Origin of the sequence: Streptomyces sp. NPDC058653 (assembly GCF_042716895.1) — a bacterium.
Classification (GTDB): Bacteria; Actinomycetota; Actinomycetes; order Streptomycetales; family Streptomycetaceae; genus Streptomyces.
In genome coordinates this window covers 1-20,651 of record NZ_JBHXRM010000004.1, presented here as the reverse complement: position 1 = coordinate 20,651, position 20,651 = coordinate 1, and the positions used below count along the sequence as shown (strand labels likewise).

The following is a 20,651-nucleotide window of genomic DNA, read 5'->3' as shown; positions in this document are numbered from 1 at the left end:
CCGCCCCGGTCGCGTACCGGTACCGGCACCCCGCAGAAGTCCCCTTCCTCCCCCGCCCGGCGGCGGAGGAATCCACGGAAGGATCCCGATGACGATTCCCACCCCGCTGACCGGTGTCGTCCCGCCCGTCTGCACGCCCCTGACACCGGACCACGAGGTGGACACCGCGTCGCTCGTCAGGCTCGTCGATCATCTGCTGACGGCCGGAGTGCACGGTCTGTTCGTACTCGGCTCCTCCTCGGAGGCGGCCTTCCTGCCCGACGGGCACCGCAAGGCCGTTCTCGACACCGTGGTCGGCCATGTGGCGGGCCAGGTCCCGGTCCTGGCGGGTGCCATCGACATGGCGACCCTGCGGGTGCTCGAACACGCCAAGGCCGCCGTCGCCGCCGGGGCCGACGCGATCGTCGCCACGGCGCCCTTCTACACCAGGACCCACCCCGCAGAGATCTCCCGGCACTTCCGGCTGATCGCCGAGGCGACGCCACTCCCCCTGTTCGCGTACGACCTGCCGGGGTCCGTGCACTCCAAGCTGGGCACCGACCTCGTCCTGGAGCTCGCCGCCGACAACGTCCTGGTCGGCCTCAAGGACTCCTCGGGCGACGAGGGCGGTCTCCGCTCGGTGATCCTGGGCGCCCGCGCCCGTGACGACATCAGCGGTTTCACCGTGCTCACCGGCGGCGAACTGACCGTGGACAGCGCGCTCGCGATGGGCGCCGACGGGGTGGTGCCGGGGCTGGGGAACGTCGACCCGGAGGGTTACGTACGCCTGTACCGGCTCTGCGCCGCGGGCGACCGGGAGCGCGCGAGGGCCGAACAGGAGCGGCTGTGCGGCCTGTTCGGGATGGTGGACGTGGGCGATCCGGCCCGGATGGGCCGCGGGTCGTCGGCGCTCGGCGCCTTCAAGACGGCGCTCCATCTGCGGGGCGTCATCGACTGCCCCGCGACGGCCGCCCCGCAGATCCCGCTCTCCCCGGACGAGGTGGAACTGGTCGGCAAGTACCTCGCGGGCGCGGGGCTGCTCTAGGTCCTGTCCGGCGGGGCGCGTCCGCCGCGCCCCGCCGGACGGGTTCGGCTCAGCGAAGTTCGTCGACGGGGATGCGGCGGAACTCGATGGTCTCGTACGCGCCCGTGACCCCGGTCTCGTAGAGGATTCCCACGGTGCGCCGGTCGGGCTGGACCAGGTCCGAGTAGGCCGCGGGCCGCGTGGACAGGGTCACCGCCTTGGTGAACGACGCCCCCGCGTCCGCGCTGCTCCAGATCGCCATCGATCGGCGCGCGGTCGGCACGGACGGACCGGCGAACAGCAACGCGCCGTCGGGGCCCGCCAGTTGCAGGACGGTGCCCTGCACGACGGGAGTCTCACCGAGCGTCGGCTGTACGGCGTACGCCCGGTCGATGCTCTCGCCGCCGTCGCTCGAATAGGTGTCGAGGCGGTTGCCGGGGCTGCTGCCGTTCTGGTCGCGCGCGCTGAAGTAGAGCCGCCCGTCGGGGAGTTGGGCGGCGATGGACTCGTTGGCGTTGTTCACGCCCTCGTAGTCGGCCTCGACGAAGCCGAGCTGCCAGCTACGTCCGCCGTCGTCGCTGTGGATGGCGTGCGCGCCGTAGTACCTGGCCTCCTGCCCGGTGTCGGACGACCCCTCGGGCGGCGCGGTCGAGTGGTTGGACGGCACCACGAGGCGTCCCTTGTGGGGGCCCTTGGTGAGCGCCACCGCGTGGCCCGGCCCGGTGGCGTACCAGCGCCAGTCGGGCAGCTTGGTGTCGGCGGTGATCTCGCGCGGCCGGGAGAAGGTGCGGCCGTCGTCGGCGCTGGTCTGCGCGTAGACCCGGCGGCTCTGGTCGGCCGTCACCTCACCGCGCATGATCTGCGCCTCGGTGACCTGACCACTGTTGTACGAGGTGACGAGCACGATCTTGCCGGTACGGGGGTCGACGACCGGTGCCGGGTTGCCCCGGGTGTCCCCGTCGCCCGCCGCGACGACGCCGAGCGGGCCCCAGGTGCAGCCGCCGTCTGTGGAGCGCCTGAGGACCACGTCGATGCTTCCCGAGTCGCCCGCGCCGCCCACCCGGCCCTCGGCGAAGGCGAGCAGGGTGCCGGCCCCGGTCCTGACGGCGGCCGGAATGCGGTACGTGTCGTAGCCCGCTTCGCCGGCCCGGTAGGGCACGGACGAGGTGCAGCTCTCTCCGGAGGCGGACGGCCGCGCGCCGGAGGTGGCCGTGGCGGTGCCGGTGACGGCGAGCGCGACGAGGCCGGTGACGGCGGCGAAGGTGATCGGGCGGCGCGTGAAGGCCATCGCTCTCCCCTGACCTATGGCTGACATGCCGGGCAGACCGAACATGGGACGTAGGACGTCCGGCGAATCTACCGCTGCCTGTGAGGCCCGGCAACACCCACGCGCCGAGGGGGGTACGGGCTCCGGGCCAAGCTCCCGGACCCCGGACGGCGCCGTTCTGACGGAAAGTCACACACCCCGACCCTCGGCGCCCGTGTCGCGACCCGCGCGTCCCCGGTGAGTCCCCGCCGAGTCCCCGTGGGGACAGCACGAGGACTTTCCACTCGTGCGTGACAAAGTATGGACGGTCCCGACAGAAGTCTCTAGTCTTTCGCTCGACGTCGACCGGTGGCGTACATGACAGGTCATCAGTCGAGCCGCGAACCGACAGAACGCCACGTCCGCATCAGCATCCGCATCCGTTGCCAGACCTCCGCATCCGGTTCGAAGGGCTTGCCCTCGGTGCACTCCGCCCAGGGCCCAGGGTGTTCTTTCCTCCCGGTGCGCGAAGTGCCAGGAGGAAGAATGGATCAAAGACCGGGCCGCCGCCTGCGCAGATGTCTGCTCAGTCTGCTCGCCGTCTCGTTCCTTGCCACCGGCCTCATGACGACCCCGGCCACCGCCGCCGATCCCGTCGCGGCCGACCCCGTCACCCGTGAGGTGCCGCCGCAGGAGCCGGGGGTCACGCTGCGCGTGTTCGACGTGCAGGTGCCGCTGGAGAAGATCTGTGTTCTGAAACCCGGACAGACCCCGAACGTCGACAAGTTGATGCCCACGATCGACTGGTCGTCCACCGACGACTTCGGCGGGATCGGCGACAACTTCGTGTCGCAGGTCATCGGCAACATCGACGTTCCGCAGAACGGTTCCTACTCCTTCCGGCTGACCAGCGACGACGGTTCGCGGCTGCTGATCGACGATCAGATCGTCATCGACCACGACGGTCTGCACGGAGCCGACCCGAAGGACGGCACGGTCACCCTGACGGCCGGTTACCACTCCCTGCGTATCGATCACTTCGACCGCACCGGCGGCCAGAACATCACCCTGGCGTGGCGGCCCCCGGGCGCCTCCGGCTTCGCCGTCGTGCCCAACTCCGTTCTCAGCACGGACGCCGGCGTCGTACGGGTGACGGCGCCGGGCCGCAAGGAGTGCGAGGGCGTCAGGGACTCGCCCGGCGACGGCCTTCCCCTGAACAGCGTGCACCCCGGATACACCCTGACCGACCTCCGGCCGAGCGGCTTCGAACCGCAGGTCACCGCCATGGACTGGCTGCCCGACGGTCGGCTGGCCGTCACCACCTGGGGCGGTACGGACAATCTGACCGGCGAGGTCTACCTACTCAGCGAGGTCACGGGCAGCACGGGCCCCGACAGGGTGAAGGCCAAGAAGATCGCCGGGGGCCTCAAGGAGCCGCAGGGCATCAAGTACGTCGACGGTTCGCTGTACGTGTCGCAAAAGCACGAGCTGACGGAGCTCCAGGACACCGACGGGGACGATGTCACCGACACCTACCGGAAGGTCGCGACCTGGCCGCACGGCGGGAACTTCCACGAGTTCGCGTTCGGGCTGCTCTACCGGGACGGTTTCTTCTATCTGAACCTCTCGGTCGCGATCAACCAGGGCGGCGCGACGACCGATCCGCAGCCCGCGAAGAACCGCGGCTCCACGATCAAGGTGAACAAGGAGACCGGCGAGGTCAGTTATGTCGCCGGTGGTCTGCGGACGCCCAACGGCATCGGCTGGGGCCCCGAGGGCGACATCTTCGTGACCGACAACCAGGGCGGCTGGCTGCCCTCGTCGAAGCTGGTCCACATCAAGCAGGACCGCTTCTTCAACCACTACACCAACCCCGCCGGGCCGTTCGACGCCAAGCCGGTCACCAAGCCGGTGCTGTGGCTGCCGCAGAACGAGATCGCCAACTCCCCCAGCACGCCGCTGCTGTTGAAGGAAGGACCGTACGCCGGGCAGATGGTCTTCGGCGACGTCACCTACGGCGGCATCCAGCGCGCGTATCTGGAGAAGGTCAAGGGCGAGTACCAGGGCGCGGTCTTCCGCATGACCCAGGGACTCGAAGCCGGTGTCAACCGGATCAGCATGGGCCCGGACGGCGCGATCTACGCCGGCGGCTTGGGCGCGGGCGGCAACTGGGGCCAGGAGGGCAAACTCTCCTACGGCCTCCAGAAGTTGACGCCCAACGGCGAGGACGCCTTCGACATCCTGGCGATGCGGGCCAAGCCGGGCGGCTTCGAGCTGGAGTACACCAAGCCGCTCTCGGCCGAGACCGTCGCCGAACTGGTCGAGCGGTACGAGGTCAAGCAGTGGTACTACGCGCCGACACCGGACTACGGCGGCCCGAAGATCGACGAGGAGACCCTCCCGGTCCGGTCGGCGACCGTGTCCGCCGACGGCAGGAAGGTCACCCTCGCGATCGACGGCCTCAAGTCCAACCGTGTGGTGCACATCCGCTCGCCGCGCCCCTTCGGCTCGGCGGACGGCGAGACGCTGTGGAGCACCGAGGCCTGGTACACCCTCAACTCGCTGGTCGGCGACGAGACGCCGAAGACGCTCTACGAGGCGGAGGAGGCCGCGCTGACCGGCGGCGCTCGGGTCGACACCGAGCACGCGGGCCACTCGGGCGGCGGCTTCGTCGACAGTTACGGGACACAGGGCGCCACCACCACGTTCGACGTGACGACGACGAAGGCGGGCAAGTACGACGTCGGGCTGCGGTACGCCAACGGCCCGAACCCGTTCGTCGGCGACAAGACGGTGAGCGTCTACGTCAACGGCCGCAAGATGAAACAGACGGTCCTGCCCAGCACCGGTCCCTGGACCGGCTGGTCGACGGTGACGGAGTCGCTGCCACTGAGCCGCGGGGCCAACACGATCGCCTACCGGTACGACGAGGGCGACACGGGCCATGTCAATCTCGACCTGATCACCGTCCATCCCAAGGACAGCCGCATCACGCTGTTCGACGGGAAGGACCGGTCGCAGTGGCAGCACATCGACGGCAGTGACGTCCGCTGGCCGTCGGCCGCCGACGAGGCCATGGAGGTCTGCTGCGGTGACATCCGCACCAAGCAGGCGTTCAAGGACTTCAAGCTGCATGTCGAGTTCCGGGTGCCGCAGCTGCCGCCGGACGTGACCGGCCAGGACCGCGGCAACAGCGGCGTCTATCTCCAGGAGCGGTACGAGGTCCAGATCCTCGACTCGTTCGGTGTGGAGAAGCTCGCCGACAACGAGGCGGCGGCGATCTACACCAAGAAGGCGGCGGACCTCAACGCCTCGACGGCGCCGGAGACCTGGCAGACGTACGAGATCACCTTCCGCGGCGCCCGCTTCGGCGCCGACGGGAAGAAGACGGAGGACGCGCGGGTCACCGTCGTGTGGAACGGCAAGGTCGTCCACGACGACGTGGCCGTCGACGGTCCCACGGGCAACGGGGCGCCGGAGACCACGGCCAACGGCGCCATCCGGCTCCAGGACCACGGCAACAAGGTGCGTTACCGCAACATCTGGATCGAGCCCCTGTCGTAACCGGCCCGGTCCGGACGGCCCTCCTCCGGGCCGTCCCCCTCCGGACGGTCCACGCTCCCTCACCCCCCGGTCGGTCACGGCCGGGGGGTGAGGGCTTTCCACCCGCTGTCGTCAGCTCGACGCCGTGAGCGCCCCTCGGCCCGCGCCGGGTCGGGCCCGCCGGTCAGCCGCCGCCCGGACTCACTCGGCGTAGACGCTCAGCCCGGACAGCTGACCCGCCGGCCAGCCGGTGTTGCCGGTGATCTGCACCCGTACGTACCGGGCGGACGCGGCCGACGCGAGGGTGACCGTCGCCGTGTTCCCGCTCGCCGGGTCGAAGACGCGGGCGGCCGGGGCGCTCAGCGTGCTGAAGCTCGTCCCGTTCGTGGAGCCGAGAACGGACAGCGTCTGGGTGCGGGCTCCCCAGGCGGGGTTCGGCGGCAGCGACAGGACGAGCCGCCGGACCGGCAGGGCGGAGCCGAGGTCGACCTGGATCCACTGGGGGAACGCGTTGTTGGCGCTCTCCCAGTAGCTGCCCGCGTTGCCGTCGACGGCGTTGCCCGGCCCGTAGTTCTGCGTCTGGCTGCTCGCGCTCGCGGCCCTGCGCAGCGCGAGGTCGCCGGTCGGCGGGTTCGGGTCGCCGCCGCCGACGACCGGCGGTGTCGGGCGGGTCGGCGTCAGCGCAAGCTGGCCCTTGAGCATCCGGCCTCCGTCACCGGTGAGGCGGAGGTAGTAGTCCGCCGAGCAGGCCGTGCCGTCCTCGTCCAGCGCCCGTATGCCGGAACCCACCGGGACGTGCGCGGACGTCTCGGCGGTCTTGGCGATCTGGTTGCCCTCGTTGAACTCGTCGAACATCGAGATGTAGATGCCCTGCACGCCGATCCGGCACATGTTGTAGAACTGCCGCCACATGAAGTCGCCGTGCGCGCGGTGGCCGGACTGGAGGTCGCCGGGCAGCACGCACGGCTGGTAGTCGATCCCGTTGGCGTCGCAGTGCGCCTGGTCGGGGGTGTTGACGTTGGCGTAGAAGTTGTCGGCGCCCGCGATGTCCCCGATCCGGCCGACCATCCACGGCGAGATCATGTCGAACGCGAGGTACACGTCCATGTATCCGGGCCGTGAGTCCTCGATGCCCCTGCGCCAGTGGGTGGGCACGCCGCCCATCACATAACACCCCTGCGCCTTGAACCAGTTGACGACGTCCAGACAGACGGCGGCCGACCAGGTCTTGTTGGGCTCGTTGAAGCCGAAACCCCAGATGCCGACCACCGGTTTGCCGTTCTGCCGGGCGTAGGCGGGGGACTCGATGTTCGCCTTCATCTTGGCGAGCCAGTCCGCCTTCATCTCCGGCTGCATGTTCGTCCAGGCGGTGGCGTCGTACATGATGTAGTACTTGCGGCCGTACTTCTCGGCCGCGCTCCGTACCTTCACCGCCATGTCGTCGCGGGTCGCGCCCTCGCCGCCGTTGGGGTTGAAGCGCTGGAGGGCGGCGGTGTCGATGCCGTTCTGCTGCATCCACGAGAAGTGGGTGTCGACGGTCTGCTGGTCGTACGAGGAGAACAGCGAGGCGGGCTGTCCGTTGCCGAGCGCCGGGTAGGCCGTCCGGTAGGTGTGGGTGTAGTCCCGTACGTCGGGCCAGCTCACGATCGCGGTGTTGCTCGGGGACGGCGACTGGCCCCAGTTCTGCGACCAGTGCCACCAGCCGTTGATCGGCGCGCCGTCGCCGGAGCAGGCGAACCAGCCCTGGTAGCCGACGGTGATCTTGCCGACGACGTCTCCGGGTGGGGAGGCGGCCGCCTGGGCGGTGCCGGTCTGGGCGGCCAGGCCTGCCGCCGCTCCGGCGCCGGCTATCGCGGACGCGATGACGGTGCGTCTGGAAAGTGCCACGGGGTTCCTCGCAATCGGCTCTGCGTGTGGAGGTGCGGGGAAGAGCGGCATGCGGCGGCATGCGGAGTACGTCGTACGTGGCGGCGCCGCGCGCGTCCCGGCGCACGGTGCGGCCCCCCACAACGTAGGGACATGACAGTCCACGGGCAAGACAGGGGACTGGAAATTATTGACCGATCCACGTCATGATCCTGAGAGTGGGGCGAAATTACCGCCGCCCAGGGTGGATTCGCGGAACGGTCAGCTCATCGGCGGCGGATCTCCCACCCGGCTCGGAGAGCGGAGCGCCGTGATCGCTCCAACGCCGCCCGGTGACGGCGCAGCTGACGGTGCGACAGGAACATCAGGACGGGGAACGCGAGCACGCCGATCGTGGCGGTGCGGAGTGTCTGTCCGCCGGGGTCTCCGGACCAGAGCGCGGCGGCGAGGTGCGCGGCGGCCAAGACGGCCATCCCCGCGTACACCCATCGCACCCAGGTCAGCATTCCGGCCTGGTCCTCGGTCAGCGGATACCGGCTCGTCCCGGACTCCGGGATGGTGGTGGCCATGTCCCGCGCCTACCCCGAGAGAGCCGTACCAGCCCTGCTGTCCCGGCGGCGCGCCATGCGATCACCGGCCGGGCCCGCGTGTCCGCCGCCGAAAAACCGGTGCGGTCGTCGCACCCCGCTCAGTACACTCACCACGAACTCGCGCCGTACACCTCGTCCCGGCGCGCGCCGTGACCACTGAGGGGAGACCAGCCATGCGTGACCGCACCGCTGTTGTCGTTCCCCCGGCACGGTACGAGGTGATCCTGGTGTCTCGCGGCGCCCGGCGCCGGCTGCGCGGCCGGTCCCGGACGTCCGTGACGAACGCCTGATTCCGCGTCGATCCGCGGTCGACCCACCGTACGCACACCCTTGTCGGGCCCTGCCCGGGGAGAGCTGTCGCGGCGCGTCGGGGGTGCTTTCGTCCGGCAATCGCGTCGCCCTTCTCCCGGATCACCCGAAAGGCCATGGGCCGTGCGTACCGACCTGCACCGTCACTCCACCAGCGCGCTCACCAACCCGCTCGCCGCCGTCCGGAACCTGGGCATCCTCGCCCATGTGGACGCCGGCAAGACCACCGTCACCGAGCGGATCCTCTATCTCACCGGCACCATCCACAAGCGTGGCGAGGTCCATGACGGCACCACCGTCACGGACTTCGACTCGCAGGAGCGCGACCGTGGCATCACCATCTTCGCCGCGGCCGTGAGCTGCGCCTGGGACGGTCACCGGATCAATCTCATCGACACGCCGGGCCACGTCGACTTCGCCGACGAGGTGGAGCGTTCGCTGCGGGTGCTCGACGGTGCCGTCGCGGTGTTCGACGCGGTCGCGGGCGTGGAGCCGCAGAGTGAGTCGGTGTGGCGGCAGGCGGACCGGCACGGGGTGCCCCGGATCGCGTTCGTCAACAAGCTGGACCGTGCCGGGGCCGATCTCGACACGGCCGTCGAGTCGATCCGCCGCCGGCTCCATCCGGCTCCCCTGGTGGTGCAGTTGCCGATCGGCGGCGAGGACGGGTTCACCGGTGTGGTGGATCTGCTCCGTATGCGGGCTCATCTCTGGTCCGGCGGCTCCTACGAGCAGGGCCCGGTGCCCGACTCCCTGGTGGAGGAGGCGCTCCGGCGCCGCCGGGTGCTGGAGGAGGCCGTCGCGGAGCTGCATCCGGCCGCGCTGGAGGAGTTCTGCGCGGAGGCGACGCTCTCCGCGGGGACGCTGGCCTCCGCGCTGCGTGATCTGACCCGTACCGGCGAGGGTGTCGTGGTGCTGTGCGGTTCGGCGTACCGCGACCGCGGGATCGAGCCCCTGCTGGAGGCGGTCGTCGCCTATCTGCCGTCGCCGCTGGACGTACCGGCGGTGCGCGGCACGCTGGGCGGCGAGGAGCAGGAACGGGCCGCCGATCCGGCGGGGCCGTTCGCGGCGCTCGTGTTCAAGGTCAGCTCGACGTCCACGGGCCGGCTCACGTATCTGCGGGTCTACTCGGGAACGGTCGGAAAGGGAGAGGCGGTGCTGGACGTGGGTGCGCGGCGTACCGAGCGGATCAGCCGGATCCTGCGGGTCCGGGCCGACCGCCACGCGGAGGTGGACCGGGCGGTCGCGGGGGACATCGTCGCGGTGATCGGGGTGAAGGCCGCCCGCGCGGGTGCCACTCTCTGCGTACCGTCGGCCCCGCTGGTCCTCGAACCGCCCGGTGTCGCCGATCCCGTGGTCACCGTGGCCGTCGAGGCGCGCAGGCGCACCGACGTCGACCGGCTGGTGACGGCGCTGGCGCGGCTGGTGGAGGAGGATCCCTCGCTGGCCGTCCGGACCGATGCCGAGACCGGCCAGACGGTGCTGTCCGGGATGGGTGAGCTGCATCTGGAGGTCGCGGTGGAGAAGATCCGCCGCGCCCACGGGCTCGATGTCGGGGTCGGCAGGCCGCAGGTGGCCTACCGGGAGACGGTCGGGCGCGGGGTGTCGGGTCTGGTGTACCGGCATGTCAAGCAGGACGGCGGCGCCGGCCAGTTCGCCCATGTCGTCCTCGACACCGAGCCGTTGGAGGCGGCGGACTCGGACAGCGGCGGCTTCGCGTTCCGGTCGGCCGTCGTCGGCGGACGCGTCCCGCAGGAGTACGTGCGGGCGGTCGAGGCGGGCTGCCGGGACGCGCTCGCCGAGGGGCCGCTCGGCGGTCACCCGGTGACGGGGGTACGGGTCACCCTGACCGACGGGGCCACGCATCCGAAGGACTCGTCGGAGATGGCGTTCCGTACGGCCGGACGGCTCGCGCTCCGTGAGGCGCTGCGGGCCGGGACGATGGTGCTGCTGGAACCGGTGGTCGAGGTCACCGTGACCGTCCCCGACGACGCCGTCGGCGGGGTGCTCGGTGACCTGGCGGCCCGGCGCGGCCGGGTCTCGGGCTCGACGGCCCGGGCGGGTACGGCGGTGGTCACCGCGACGGTGCCACTGGCCGAACTCTTCGGCTACGCCACGCGGTTGCGCAGCCGGACGCGGGGCCGCGGCACGTTCACGGCCCGCCCGACGGGCTATGCCCCGGCGCCGGGCGCGCGGCCCGGGCCGGCCGCGTCCCGGTAGCGGCTGAAAGCGGTGGCCCCGCCCGTACGCGGGCGGGGCCACCGGTGGTCCGTCGCGATCAGCGCACCGGCGCCCCCGGGCCCAGTGGTATGCCGAGCGCCCACCACGCCAGGAACAGCAGCGTCCAGGCCACGGTCATCGCCACGGCGAGCGGCAGCGTGTAGGAGGCGAGCGTGCCGATGCCCGCGCTCTTGCGGTACCGCTGGAGGAAACCGAGCGCCATGATGAAGTACGGGCTCATCGGTGTGATGGCCGTGGAGCCCGAGTCCGCGATCCGGAACAGCGCCTGTGTCGTCTCCGCCGGCACACTCACCAGCATCAGCATGGGCACGAGTACCGGAGCCGCCAGCGCCCACATCGCCGAGCCGCTGGTCACCATCACGTTCACCAGCGTCAGCAGGAGCAGGATCAGCAGGAAGACGACCACGATCGGCAGTCCGCTGGACTCCAGCGCCTCGGCCGCCCTGACCGCGAGCACATCACCAAGGTGCGTCCACTCGAAGTACGCCAGGAACTGGGCGATCGCGAAGAAGAGCACCAGCACGGGCGCCATCTGTTTGATGCCCTCGGCCATCAGCCTCGGTACGTCGGCGGCCTTCTTGATCGAGCCGGAGCGCAGGCCGTAGACGATGCCCACCAACCCGAAGAGGAAGGCGACGACGGCCGCGATGCCGTCGAGGAACGGGGATTCCACGATGCTACCGCCGTCGCCCCGCAGCGGGGACGAGACCGGCAGGAGCGCCGCCGTCAGGGCCACGACGGCCACGAGCAGCGTGCCCACGGCGCGGCGCAGCGCCGAGCGTTCCTGGTCGCTGAGCGTGAGCCGGCCCAGGTCGTCCAGGTCGGCGTCGGGATCGGCGTCCAGGTCGGGCCGCTTGCTGAGCACGTACTTGGTCACCAGCGTGATCACGACGGCGAGCAGGAACGAGGACGCGATGTTGAAGAACCAGTTGCTCAGCGGGGACACGTACGCGTCGTCCCCGCCGACGATCTGCGCGGCGGCCGTGGTGATGCCCGCGAAGATGGCGTCGTTGGGGGTGGGCAGCGGACTGGCGTCGTACCCGGAGGCGATCGCGGTGTACGCGACCACGATGCCGAGGATCGGCGAGCGGCCCACCGCGCGGAAGGCCAGACCGCCGAGCGGTACGAGGATGATGTAGGCGGCGGCGGAGGCGACATGGGCGACGGTGCCCGCGAAGGCCACGGCGAACACCACCCACGAGGCCGGTACCCGCGAGACGCCGACCCGCATCAACGCGGCGAGGAATCCGCTGCGTTCGGCGACGGCGACACCCATGATGACGACCACGATCGTCGCCATCGGCGGGAAGGTGGCGAAGTTCTCGATCATCGTCGAGACCGCCATGGCGAGCCCGTCGCCGCTGAGCAGGTTCTGTACGACGACCGTCTTGTCGTCCGCCGGTGAGACGACGGAGACGTCCGCCGCCGCCAGTACGGCGCTGATGACGGCGAGGATCCCGGACAGGATCCAGAACAGCCAGAAGGGGTGCGGCAGGGCGTTGCCGGCGCGTTCGATCACGCCCATGGCGCGGATGATCAGTGGCAGCCGGGGTTCGGCCGCGGTCTCACCGGGGGTCTCCGGGGTACCTGGTGGCGCGGGGTTCTGTGTACTCATGAGCGGCTCTCCTCACTCGGTTCCCGCGTCAGCGGCCGGCTGGTCTCGGGGTCCGGTACTGGCGCAGGAACTGCCACATCACCTCGTGCGCCTCGATGGTCTCGGTGACGTATCCGCCACCGCTGTAGCTGTCGGCGCCGGGCCAGGTGTGCCCGCCGTCCGTGATGGCGACATGGCGCACGTCGGCGCCGCGGTCGCAGCCGTTGTAGCCGGTGATCGTGATGTCGGGCTCGATCACGCGGGTGTGCGGCCGGGAGCGGCAGTCGTTGCGGTCGGCCCACGCGGCGGTCCACTCGGGGAGGGCGGGCAGACCGCGCTCGGGGTCGCCGGCGTAGGGGATCGTGACGTCGCCGGTGCCGTGGAAGTCGATGACGGGGACGGGCCGCGAGGGGCGGCAGTTCTCGCCGGTCTCGGGGTAGAACGCGCCGGCCACGGGGGCGATGGCGGCGATCCGGTCGGCCATCCGGCAGGCGAGCAGCCCGGTGAATCCGGCGCCGTTCGACTTGCCGGTGGCATACACACGACGTGAGTCGACGCAGAGGGTGCGCTTCAGCTCGTCGATCAGATCGCCGGTGAAGGCGACGTCGTCGACGCCGGCCGCGGCGTAGGGCGCTCCCTGCCAGGCCTGCCGGTCGCCGTCGCCGGTCCCGATGACACCGTTGGGGTACGCGACGATCGCGGGCAGGTTCGACAGCCCGGAGAACTCCTCCGTACCGACACCGGTGTTGCCCCGGCCGTGGAAGGCGAGCACGACGGGCCAGTCCTTGCGCGGGGTGTAGTCGGCGGGCAGATGGAGTTGGTACGTACGGGAGAGCCCGCCGCTCGCGACGGTACGGAGCTGACTCGTGCCGGGCTGCTGCGGCGCCGGCTGCCGACAGCCGTCGGGGGACTTGGACGTGGCGGCGGGAGCGGCCGTGGGCGCGGCGCTCGCCGTGACCGGCGCCAACGCCGAGCCGACGAGGGCGAGTCCGGCCGCCGCCACTGAGGTACGGAACAGGGCGCGGGCACGGCCCGGGGTCAGGCGTCGGCCGCCGAACGGGGACTGCTTCATCGCAGGCTCCTTCTGCCGTACGGCGCTGGGGCGCGTACGGCTGGGTGTGGTGAGACGGGTGCGGGGACTGAGGTGTGGGGACGAGGGTGCGGGGACGGGGGTGCGGTGAATCTGCGCGCGCGGAACCACGCGCGGGGGTGCGGTGACGGGTGAGGGGCGCCCGCCGCCTGGGGGGAGGGGGCGACGCGCGCGGGAAGTGGTGTACGTACCGGAGGGGCCTTTCCGGGCCCCTCTAGGCGTCCAGCCACTCCTTGACGAAAGCCACGATGCGGGACACGGCCGTGTCCACGATGGCCTGCCCGGCGGCGGCGGTCGCGCGGCGCGGGTCGCCGAGCACACCGTTGGCGCTGAGCCGGTCGTAGCTCACCGCGAGCGCGGGGTGGCCGCGTCTGGAGAGCCGGGAGAGCGGATCGAGATCGGCGGTGGCCGTCGATCCGGGGGTGAGCCGGTCGGTGTGCACGAGATGGGGCGCGAGGTGCAGCATCTGGGCCGTCTCCGCCTCACCGCTGTGACCGTGCACCTCGCCGACACGCATGTCCGCCACGGCCTCGGGCGCCAGCGCGGTGAGCGGTGTCCACGCGAACTCGAGGTCGGGCCGGGTGACGAGGAGGTCCTGCGCGACGGTGGACAGGGTGGCGTTGTTGCCGCCGTGCCCGGTCACGATAAGGATCTTCCGCCAGCCGTGCCGGTACAGGGAGTCGACGTACTCCCGTACGACGGCGGCGAACGTCGTGGTCGAGAGTGTCACCGTGCCGGCGAACGCCAGGTGGTGCGGGGAGACCCCGACCGGCAGGGACGGACCGATCACCGCGCGCCCGCCCAGCTCGGCGGCGACGAGATCGACCACCGACTCCGCCCGGAGCGTGTCGGTCGCCATCGGCATACCGGGGCCGTGCTGCTCGAACGCGCCGGCCGGCAGGATCACCACCGGGCTGGACGTCACGGCGTCGGCCGCCTCGACGGTCGTCAGCTCGGCGAGCCGTGCGGAGCGGCGGGCCGAGGAAGGCTCGGAGTTCACCGTGAGCCTCCTTCCTGGAGCGCGAGACCGGTGGCGGGTGCGGTATCGGGGTCGCTGTCGGATTCGGGACCGGTATCGGGACCGGTATCGGGTTCGGTATCGGGTTCTGTATCGGGTTCGGTATCGGCTTCGTCCGCCGGGAAGTCGGCCGTGAGGACCGCGTCGCGGATCGCCGCCAGATGCGTACGGGTCAGCCGCTCGGCCGCCGCCGCGTCACCGTCGCGTACCGCGTCGAGGATCTCCAGGTGCTCGGCGTGGTCCCGGGCCCGGTCGTTGTACCGGTGCCGGATCTCCACCTGGTCCCGGGCCCGGACCTGGAGCAGGGCCTCGACGGCCTCGCGGAGCAGGGTGTTGCCGCTCGCCGCCGCCAGCGCCACATGGAAGTGGACCGACTGCTTCAGTGATTCCTCCGGCGGGTGCAGCGCGTTGGACGCCGCCGACTCCAACTCCCGTACGCCGTCGGCCATCCGTACGTTCGCGGCTGCCGCGGCGACGGCGGGCTCCAGCACCAGCCGGGCCTCGACCAGTTCCAGCACCGATGCCCGGGTGCTGCGCGGCAGATGGGGGTTGGCCATCAGCCGGCGTCCGATGCCCGGGCCCACATAGGTGCCGGATCCGTGCCGGAACTCCACCACGCCGGTCGCCTCCAGCCTGCGCAACGCCTCGCGCACCGTGGGCGTGGTGACCCCGAAGCGGCGGGCGAGGTCACGGGAGGACGCGAGGGCGTCCCCGTGACCGAGGCGTTCCGAGCGGATGATCTCGACGATGTTGTCCGCCAGTCGCTCGGACAACGACAACTCACTGCGACTCATGAAGTGAATAGATCACTTGATCTCTTACGGTGTCAATGCTCCTGACAACGACTTCTGGCCGCTTCGGCGATTATCGGCCTGTGGTGTCATCGGTATCAGTGGTAGCTTCGGCGCCATGAGTGAATCCAAGGCCGCGGCCATGAGCCTGCGCTTCCCCGATCCCGGGCAGCGCGCCGCGATCGTCGCCGCGGCCAAGGCCGCCGGTGTCAGCCTTCAGGAGTACATCCTGTCGGCCGCGTACGACCGGGCCACCGCCGTGGAGAACACCTTCCTCGAAGGTTTCAAGGCGTCGATGGCGCGCGGCGGCGAGGAGTTCGACACCGAGCCGAGCGCGGTCGACCCCACGCCCGAGCAGCGCGCGGCCGATCTGCGGGCCCGCCGGGAACTCGAGGGGCGCGACCGGGGCCACGCCGCGTGAGTGCGAGCGAGCCCGAGCCGAAGATCGATGTGTCCTACCTGCTGCACGCGGCCGAACTGCTGCCGCGCGACCCGCAGGTCGACGACTACGGCCCCCTCCACGCGGCCGTCGCCCGCGTCTACGCCCGCGCCATGGACCGTGACATCTACGGCTCCCCGCATCTCAAGGCCGCCGCGCTGCTCCAGACCCTGGCGAAGCTGCCCTGTCTGGAGCACTCCAACGAGGCCTTCGCCTGGCACTCCTGCGAGGCGTTCCTCTCACTGCACGGGCACCGGCTCGACTACCCCGTGAAGGCGGCGGTCGCGCTGGTGCGCGACGCGGCGGCGGGGACGGTCGGCGTCGCCGGCGTCGCCCGTCTTCTGCACGGCTGGACCACCGGCTGAGCCCTCCGGCGGCCGGGTGTTCAGCGGCGCTTGCCGAACAGGGCGTAGCCGATGACGCCCACGGCGACGGCGATCGCCACGAACGTGTACCAGGTGGGGCCTCCCGTGTCCTGCGCTCCGAGGATCATGCGGCGGCCCCGCCGAACCGACGGACCGCCCGGGGGGACGGGGGGAAGGACTTCTCGGATGCCATGCCCTCCGTCTACCCCTCACGGGCGGCGGCAGACAGCCACGTTCCCCGTGCCGGCGAACCCTCGCCGCCCGCTGCGCCTCTCCAACCGCCGCCGCGCACAAAATCCGTTGCCGCTCCCGGAGCCGTGACCGAGGATCGGTGCCGATGACCGACGAACTGGAAGAATCCCGCCGGCTGATCGACGCCGGTGACATCCCCGGAGCCGTACGGGCTCTGCGTCCCGCCGCCGAATCCGCCCCGCTCACCGAACTGGCCCGCGCCGTCGGCCGGTTGGCCGAGGCGACCGGCTTCGACGATCTGACCGCCGCGTCCCGGGTGCTGGCCGAGGACCCCCAAAGCCCCCAGGCGCTCTACGACTTCGGCTACGGCTGCGTCGAACGAGGCGTCGCCTTCCTCGCCGTACCCGCGCTCCGCGAGGCCCTGCGGCTGGCGCCCGACTCGTACGCCGTACTGGACGAACTCGTCTCCGCCCTGGAGAGCGAGAACCGGCATGCCGAGGTGGTGGCCCTGCTCCTGGAGCGCGACGCCACGCTCCGGCCGTGGCCCGAGCGCTATCTGCTCGTCTTCAACTCCCTTCTCGCCGGGGACCTTTCGACCGCCCGCACCCACTTCTCCCGGCTGCCGGCGCCGGACGACACCAAATGGGAATGGGCCCACACCCGGGTGAGCGGCATGCTCCACCGGGCGGATCGCGCGCTCTCCGCACACCCGGGAGACGGCGCGCGGCTGGACCGGCGCGATCTGCGCGGCTGGCACTACGTCCTGACGGGCGGGTATCTGGCGACGCTCTCGCCGTACGGTTTCGACGCCGCCATGACCGGCCGCTTCGCCTACCTCCAGGACAGCGCCGAACTGTGCCGGCGCGGGCTCGACCGGCTGCGTGTCGTCCTCGACGCCGCCGGTCCCCGCCCGCGCACGGTCTCCCTGCTGCCAGGCCGCCCGGACCGGATCCTCGGTCTCGCGGCGGCCGACGTGCTCGGGCTGCCCACCGAGCCGTACACCCCCGGCGGCGAGGACACCCTGGTCGTCGCCTACGACCTGAACGACATCGACCGTGAAGTGGCCGTCTCCCTCCGGGACCGCGCCGACGGGCAGATCCTGTACGAGCACGCCACCTGCTGGACCGACCCGCCGGTGGTGAGCGCGGACGTCAGCGGTCTGCTCTGCCAGACGGTCGTCCAGCCGTGGGGGGAGCGGCTGCTGATGACGGACGACGGCGCCCGGACAGAGCCCCCGGACGCCCGCCCGGAGGCCGAGATCGCGGCGGAGATCGTACGCGCCGACGGAGCCGCCGACCCCGGCGACGGCGAGACCCCGCCCGACCCGGACGCGGCGCTGGCGGCGTTCGTCACCGGGACGGCGGCGGGCCGGCCGACCGGCCCCCGGACCCATATGGCCTCCCCGGGCCCGGTCCCCAGCGCCCGCTTCGCCTAGCGCCTCCCGGACACCCGTCCGGAGCCCGCCTCCGCCTTGCCCCGGCCGTCGCCCCGCGCCCAGCTCCCGCCGAACCGCCCCCGATCCACCCGGGGGACATTTCGGGCGTATTCTGAAGATCTCTCGTCATGTTCTGGTGGTCCTCGATTCACACCTCCAGACCGACGGGAGCCGGGCCGGGCACCCGCAGGGGGCGGTCCCGGACGCCGCCCCGCGGCGTTCCGGAAACGCGCGGGTGGAGACCCTTCTGGAAAGGATCGAGTCATGGCCGACGAGTCACGAGGCGACGATGTGTACCAGCCCGAGAACTCGGACGTCCGGAACAGCCCCTCCGACGATCTCGATCTGGAGAACGTGATAGGCGAGCGCGATCTGGACGACATGATGACGGAGGGCTACTCCCCGCCCGAGCGCCCCCTCGGAGTCAACAAGTACGGGGTCACCGGCGAGGAGCAGCAGGAGGGCGAGACGCTGGAGCAGCGGCTCGCACAGGAGGCACCGGACGTGCTGCCGGAGTCGGGCGACGACGTCGGCGACGTGCCGGGGGGCGAGGGCGAGCCCAGGGACCCGGAGACCGGTGAGGAGCGGGCGGGACGGCTCCGGCCGGTGGACGACATCGCACCGCGCCGGCACTCCGACGTGTCGGCGCGCGACGTGGGGATCGACGGGGGCGCGGCGTCCGCCGAGGAGGCCGCCATGCACATCTCTCCGGACGAGGAGGGCGAGGGGTAGTGCGGGAACGGGACAGCGGGTTCACCCGGTCGCGCGGCTCCCGCGCCGCGCTCCTCGTCGATGGCCGTACGGGCTGAGGTTCGCCATGGCCGAGCGGAGCGGAGAGGACCGGCTGGCGCGCTACCACGGCAGGCGCCGGTTCGACACCACCGACGAGCCGCGCGGCGAGAGCGCAGGTCCCTCCGAGGAGCTGTCGTTCGTCGTCCAGATCCATGACGCGCGCCGTATGCACTTCGACTTCCGGCTGGAGGTGGACGGCGTGCTGAAGTCCTGGGCCGTGCCGAGGGGCCCCTCCACCGACCCCGGTGACAAACGCCTGGCGGTGCCGACCGAGGACCATCCGATGGAGTACCGGGAGTACGAGGGGGTCATCGCCGCCGGTGAGTACGGGGCCGGCCCGGTCATCGTGTGGGACGAGGGGAGCTATCGGCCGATCGGGGTCGACAGCACGGCCGCCTTCGCCGCCGCGCTGGACAGGGGCCACGCCTCGTTCCGGTTGAACGGGCGGAAGCTGAGCGGCGCCTACGCGCTCACCCGGTTCCGTGGCGGCGGGGACGGCTCGGGCGAGGCCTGGCTGCTGGTGAAGAAGACCGGTTCCGGAAGCACGCGCGGTGTCAACGCCACCCCCGACCCACGGCGGGCCCGGTCCGCCCGCACGGGCCGGACCCTGAGCCAGGTGCTCCGGAGCGCCCGCGACGAGGAGGAGACGCGGGACGACGACGGGAACGCGGCGGACCGCGGGGGTACGCGAGACCGGAGGATGCCGGATCATGGGAGCAGCCGCGTCCATCGATCCGAAGGCAACGACCATGCTTGACGCAGACCTTGGCCCGTCAGGTCTTGACGCCGACGACGTCCGCCGTATCGCGATGTCCCTCCCGCGCACGGTGGAGAGGGAGTTGTGGAACATTCCCACCTTCCATGTCGCGGGCAGGATGTTCGTCACGGTGCCGGACGACGGGACGTCGTTCGCCGTCCGCTGCCCCAAGTTCGAGCGTACGGAGCTGATCGCGGCGGAGCCCGGGAAGTTCTGGGTCCCGCCGCACGAGGCCAACTCCTCCTGGGTACGGGCCCGGCTGGGCGCGCTGGAGGACGAGACCGAGCTGTACGACATCCTGGTCGACTCGTGGAAGCAGGCCGCCCCGACGGATCTCGCGGAGTCCTTCGGGCACTGACCGGCCGATGAGTTCGGTGGCGCCGACCGGTCGTCACCCCAGCGGAAGCACCGCAGCGGCCACGGCCGACGCCCGAGAGCACGGGAGCCACGTATGACCCCGAACGACGCCGCGCCCAACAGCGCCGCACCCGACGACGACGTGTCCGGCGGCGACGTGCCACGGAGCGCCGAGCGGCTGGTCGAGGCCAACGGCGTACGCCTCTGCGTCCAGACCTTCGGCCGCCCCACCGACCCGACGATCCTGCTGATCAGCGGAGCGGCAAGCTCGATGGACGGCTGGGACGAGGGGTTCTGCGCGCGGCTCGCGGCCGGCGGGCGCCAGGTCGTGCGCTACGACCAGCGTGACACCGGCCGGTCCCCGGTCTCCCCGGCGGGCGCCCCGGACTACACCTTCACGGATCTGACGGCCGACGCGGTCGGCCTGCTGGACACACTGGGCGTGGACCGGGCCCATCTGGCCGGCATCTCCATGGGCGGCGCGCTCGCGCAGTGCCTGGCGGTCGCGTACCCGGAGCGGGTCTCGACGCTCACCCTCCTCTCCACCAGCCCCGCGGGTCCCACGGGGTCGGAACTGCCGCCGCCGACGGAGAGTCTGCGCGCGTCGTTCGCCGATCCCGCTCCCGAGCCGGACTGGTCGGACCGCGCGGCGGTGATCGCGTACCTGGTCGGCGGCGAGCGGCTCTTCACCGGTTCGGCGCCGTTCCACGAGGACGCCGTCCGGGAGTTGTCGGGCCGGATCGTGGACCGCACCACCGACATCGAGGCGGCCATGAAGAATCACTGGGTGCTGCCGGAAGACAAGGAGCCGGTCACCGTCCGGCTGGCGGAGATCGCCGCGCCCACCCTCGTCCTGCACGGCGCCGAGGACCCGCTCTTCCCCCTCGGCCACGCGCGGGCGCTGGTGGAGGGGATTCCCGACGCGCGCCTGGTCACCCTGGAGGGCGTGGGTCACCAGGCGCCGCCGGCCCGTGTGTGGGGCACGGCGATTCCCGCCGTACTCCGCCACACGGACCGGCGCTGATC

At 71.4% G+C, this 20,651-nt stretch carries 17 protein-coding genes; 10 read left to right on the top strand and 7 right to left on the bottom strand.

The genetic code is table 11. The annotated features are described in order from the left end of the window. The first annotated feature begins 88 nt into the window (after positions 1-88). Positions 89-1,024 carry a dihydrodipicolinate synthase family protein gene (locus ACFWU9_RS04875; RefSeq protein WP_384314941.1) on the top strand — a complete coding sequence of 312 codons (936 nt, stop codon included), beginning with the start codon at positions 89-91 and terminating at the stop codon, positions 1,022-1,024. Positions 1,025-1,073: 49 nt separating this feature from the next. On the opposite strand, the gene ACFWU9_RS04870 is transcribed toward ACFWU9_RS04875, so the two are convergent. Continuing rightward, entirely contained in the window at positions 1,074-2,291 is a 1,218-nt protein-coding gene (locus ACFWU9_RS04870) for an exo-alpha-sialidase (RefSeq protein ID WP_384314940.1), read from the bottom strand. A 504-nt stretch (positions 2,292-2,795) separates the two neighbouring features. Between ACFWU9_RS04870 and ACFWU9_RS04865 the strand changes: the two genes are divergently transcribed. Further along, positions 2,796-5,813: a family 16 glycoside hydrolase gene (locus ACFWU9_RS04865; protein WP_384314939.1), complete on the top strand. Its 3,018-nt coding sequence runs from the start codon at positions 2,796-2,798 to the stop codon at positions 5,811-5,813. A gap of 180 nt (positions 5,814-5,993) precedes the next feature. On the opposite strand, the gene ACFWU9_RS04860 is transcribed toward ACFWU9_RS04865, so the two are convergent. Continuing rightward, positions 5,994-7,679: a discoidin domain-containing protein gene (locus ACFWU9_RS04860; protein ID WP_384314938.1), complete on the bottom strand. Its 1,686-nt coding sequence runs from the start codon at positions 7,677-7,679 to the stop codon at positions 5,994-5,996. A 245-nt stretch (positions 7,680-7,924) separates the two neighbouring features. Continuing rightward, entirely contained in the window at positions 7,925-8,227 is a 303-nt protein-coding gene (locus ACFWU9_RS04855; RefSeq protein WP_384314937.1) for a hypothetical protein, read from the bottom strand. A gap of 453 nt (positions 8,228-8,680) precedes the next feature. On the opposite strand from ACFWU9_RS04855, the gene fusA reads away from it, so the two are divergent. Then, positions 8,681-10,774, top strand: coding sequence for an elongation factor G (gene fusA, locus ACFWU9_RS04850; RefSeq protein ID WP_384314936.1), 2,094 nt, complete (start codon positions 8,681-8,683; stop codon positions 10,772-10,774). Positions 10,775-10,832: 58 nt separating this feature from the next. Here the strand turns inward: fusA and ACFWU9_RS04845 are convergent, their stop codons facing one another. The 4 genes from ACFWU9_RS04845 to ACFWU9_RS04830 all read right to left on the bottom strand — a co-directional run bounded on the left by ACFWU9_RS04845 (position 10,833) and on the right by ACFWU9_RS04830 (position 15,291). Further along, complete coding sequence (locus ACFWU9_RS04845) at positions 10,833-12,410, bottom strand: AbgT family transporter (protein ID WP_384314935.1); 1,578 nt, start codon at positions 12,408-12,410, stop codon at positions 10,833-10,835. 28 nt (positions 12,411-12,438) lie between these two features. Then, positions 12,439-13,461: an alpha/beta hydrolase family esterase gene (locus ACFWU9_RS04840; protein WP_384314934.1), complete on the bottom strand. Its 1,023-nt coding sequence runs from the start codon at positions 13,459-13,461 to the stop codon at positions 12,439-12,441. A gap of 232 nt (positions 13,462-13,693) precedes the next feature. Then, complete coding sequence (locus ACFWU9_RS04835) at positions 13,694-14,479, bottom strand: creatininase family protein (RefSeq protein WP_384314933.1); 786 nt, start codon at positions 14,477-14,479, stop codon at positions 13,694-13,696. Beyond that, complete coding sequence (locus ACFWU9_RS04830; protein ID WP_384314932.1) at positions 14,476-15,291, bottom strand: FadR/GntR family transcriptional regulator; 816 nt, start codon at positions 15,289-15,291, stop codon at positions 14,476-14,478. The genes ACFWU9_RS04835 and ACFWU9_RS04830 overlap by 4 nt, the downstream gene beginning before the upstream one ends. A gap of 115 nt (positions 15,292-15,406) precedes the next feature. Here ACFWU9_RS04830 and ACFWU9_RS04825 point away from each other — a divergent pair, with 115 nt between their 5' ends. The 7 genes from ACFWU9_RS04825 to ACFWU9_RS04795 all read left to right on the top strand — a co-directional run bounded on the left by ACFWU9_RS04825 (position 15,407) and on the right by ACFWU9_RS04795 (position 20,649). Then, positions 15,407-15,709, top strand: coding sequence for a hypothetical protein (locus ACFWU9_RS04825; protein ID WP_384314931.1), 303 nt, complete (start codon positions 15,407-15,409; stop codon positions 15,707-15,709). Next, complete coding sequence (locus ACFWU9_RS04820; protein ID WP_384314930.1) at positions 15,706-16,092, top strand: fic family toxin-antitoxin system, toxin component; 387 nt, start codon at positions 15,706-15,708, stop codon at positions 16,090-16,092. The genes ACFWU9_RS04825 and ACFWU9_RS04820 overlap by 4 nt, the downstream gene beginning before the upstream one ends. Before the next feature lie 337 nt (positions 16,093-16,429). Beyond that, positions 16,430-17,719, top strand: a complete 1,290-nt coding sequence (locus ACFWU9_RS04815; RefSeq protein ID WP_384314929.1) for a hypothetical protein — start codon at positions 16,430-16,432, stop codon at positions 17,717-17,719. Positions 17,720-17,983: 264 nt separating this feature from the next. Continuing rightward, complete coding sequence (locus tag ACFWU9_RS04810; protein WP_384314928.1) at positions 17,984-18,451, top strand: DUF5709 domain-containing protein; 468 nt, start codon at positions 17,984-17,986, stop codon at positions 18,449-18,451. Positions 18,452-18,536: 85 nt separating this feature from the next. Continuing rightward, on the top strand, positions 18,537-19,268 hold the full coding sequence (locus tag ACFWU9_RS04805) for a DNA polymerase ligase N-terminal domain-containing protein (RefSeq protein ID WP_384314927.1): 732 nt from the start codon (positions 18,537-18,539) through the stop codon (positions 19,266-19,268). Further along, entirely contained in the window at positions 19,261-19,626 is a 366-nt protein-coding gene (locus ACFWU9_RS04800) for an MmcQ/YjbR family DNA-binding protein (RefSeq protein ID WP_384314926.1), read from the top strand. The genes ACFWU9_RS04805 and ACFWU9_RS04800 overlap by 8 nt, the downstream gene beginning before the upstream one ends. A 93-nt stretch (positions 19,627-19,719) precedes the next feature. Then, on the top strand, positions 19,720-20,649 hold the full coding sequence (locus ACFWU9_RS04795; RefSeq protein WP_384314925.1) for an alpha/beta fold hydrolase: 930 nt from the start codon (positions 19,720-19,722) through the stop codon (positions 20,647-20,649). Positions 20,650-20,651 lie beyond the last annotated feature (2 nt).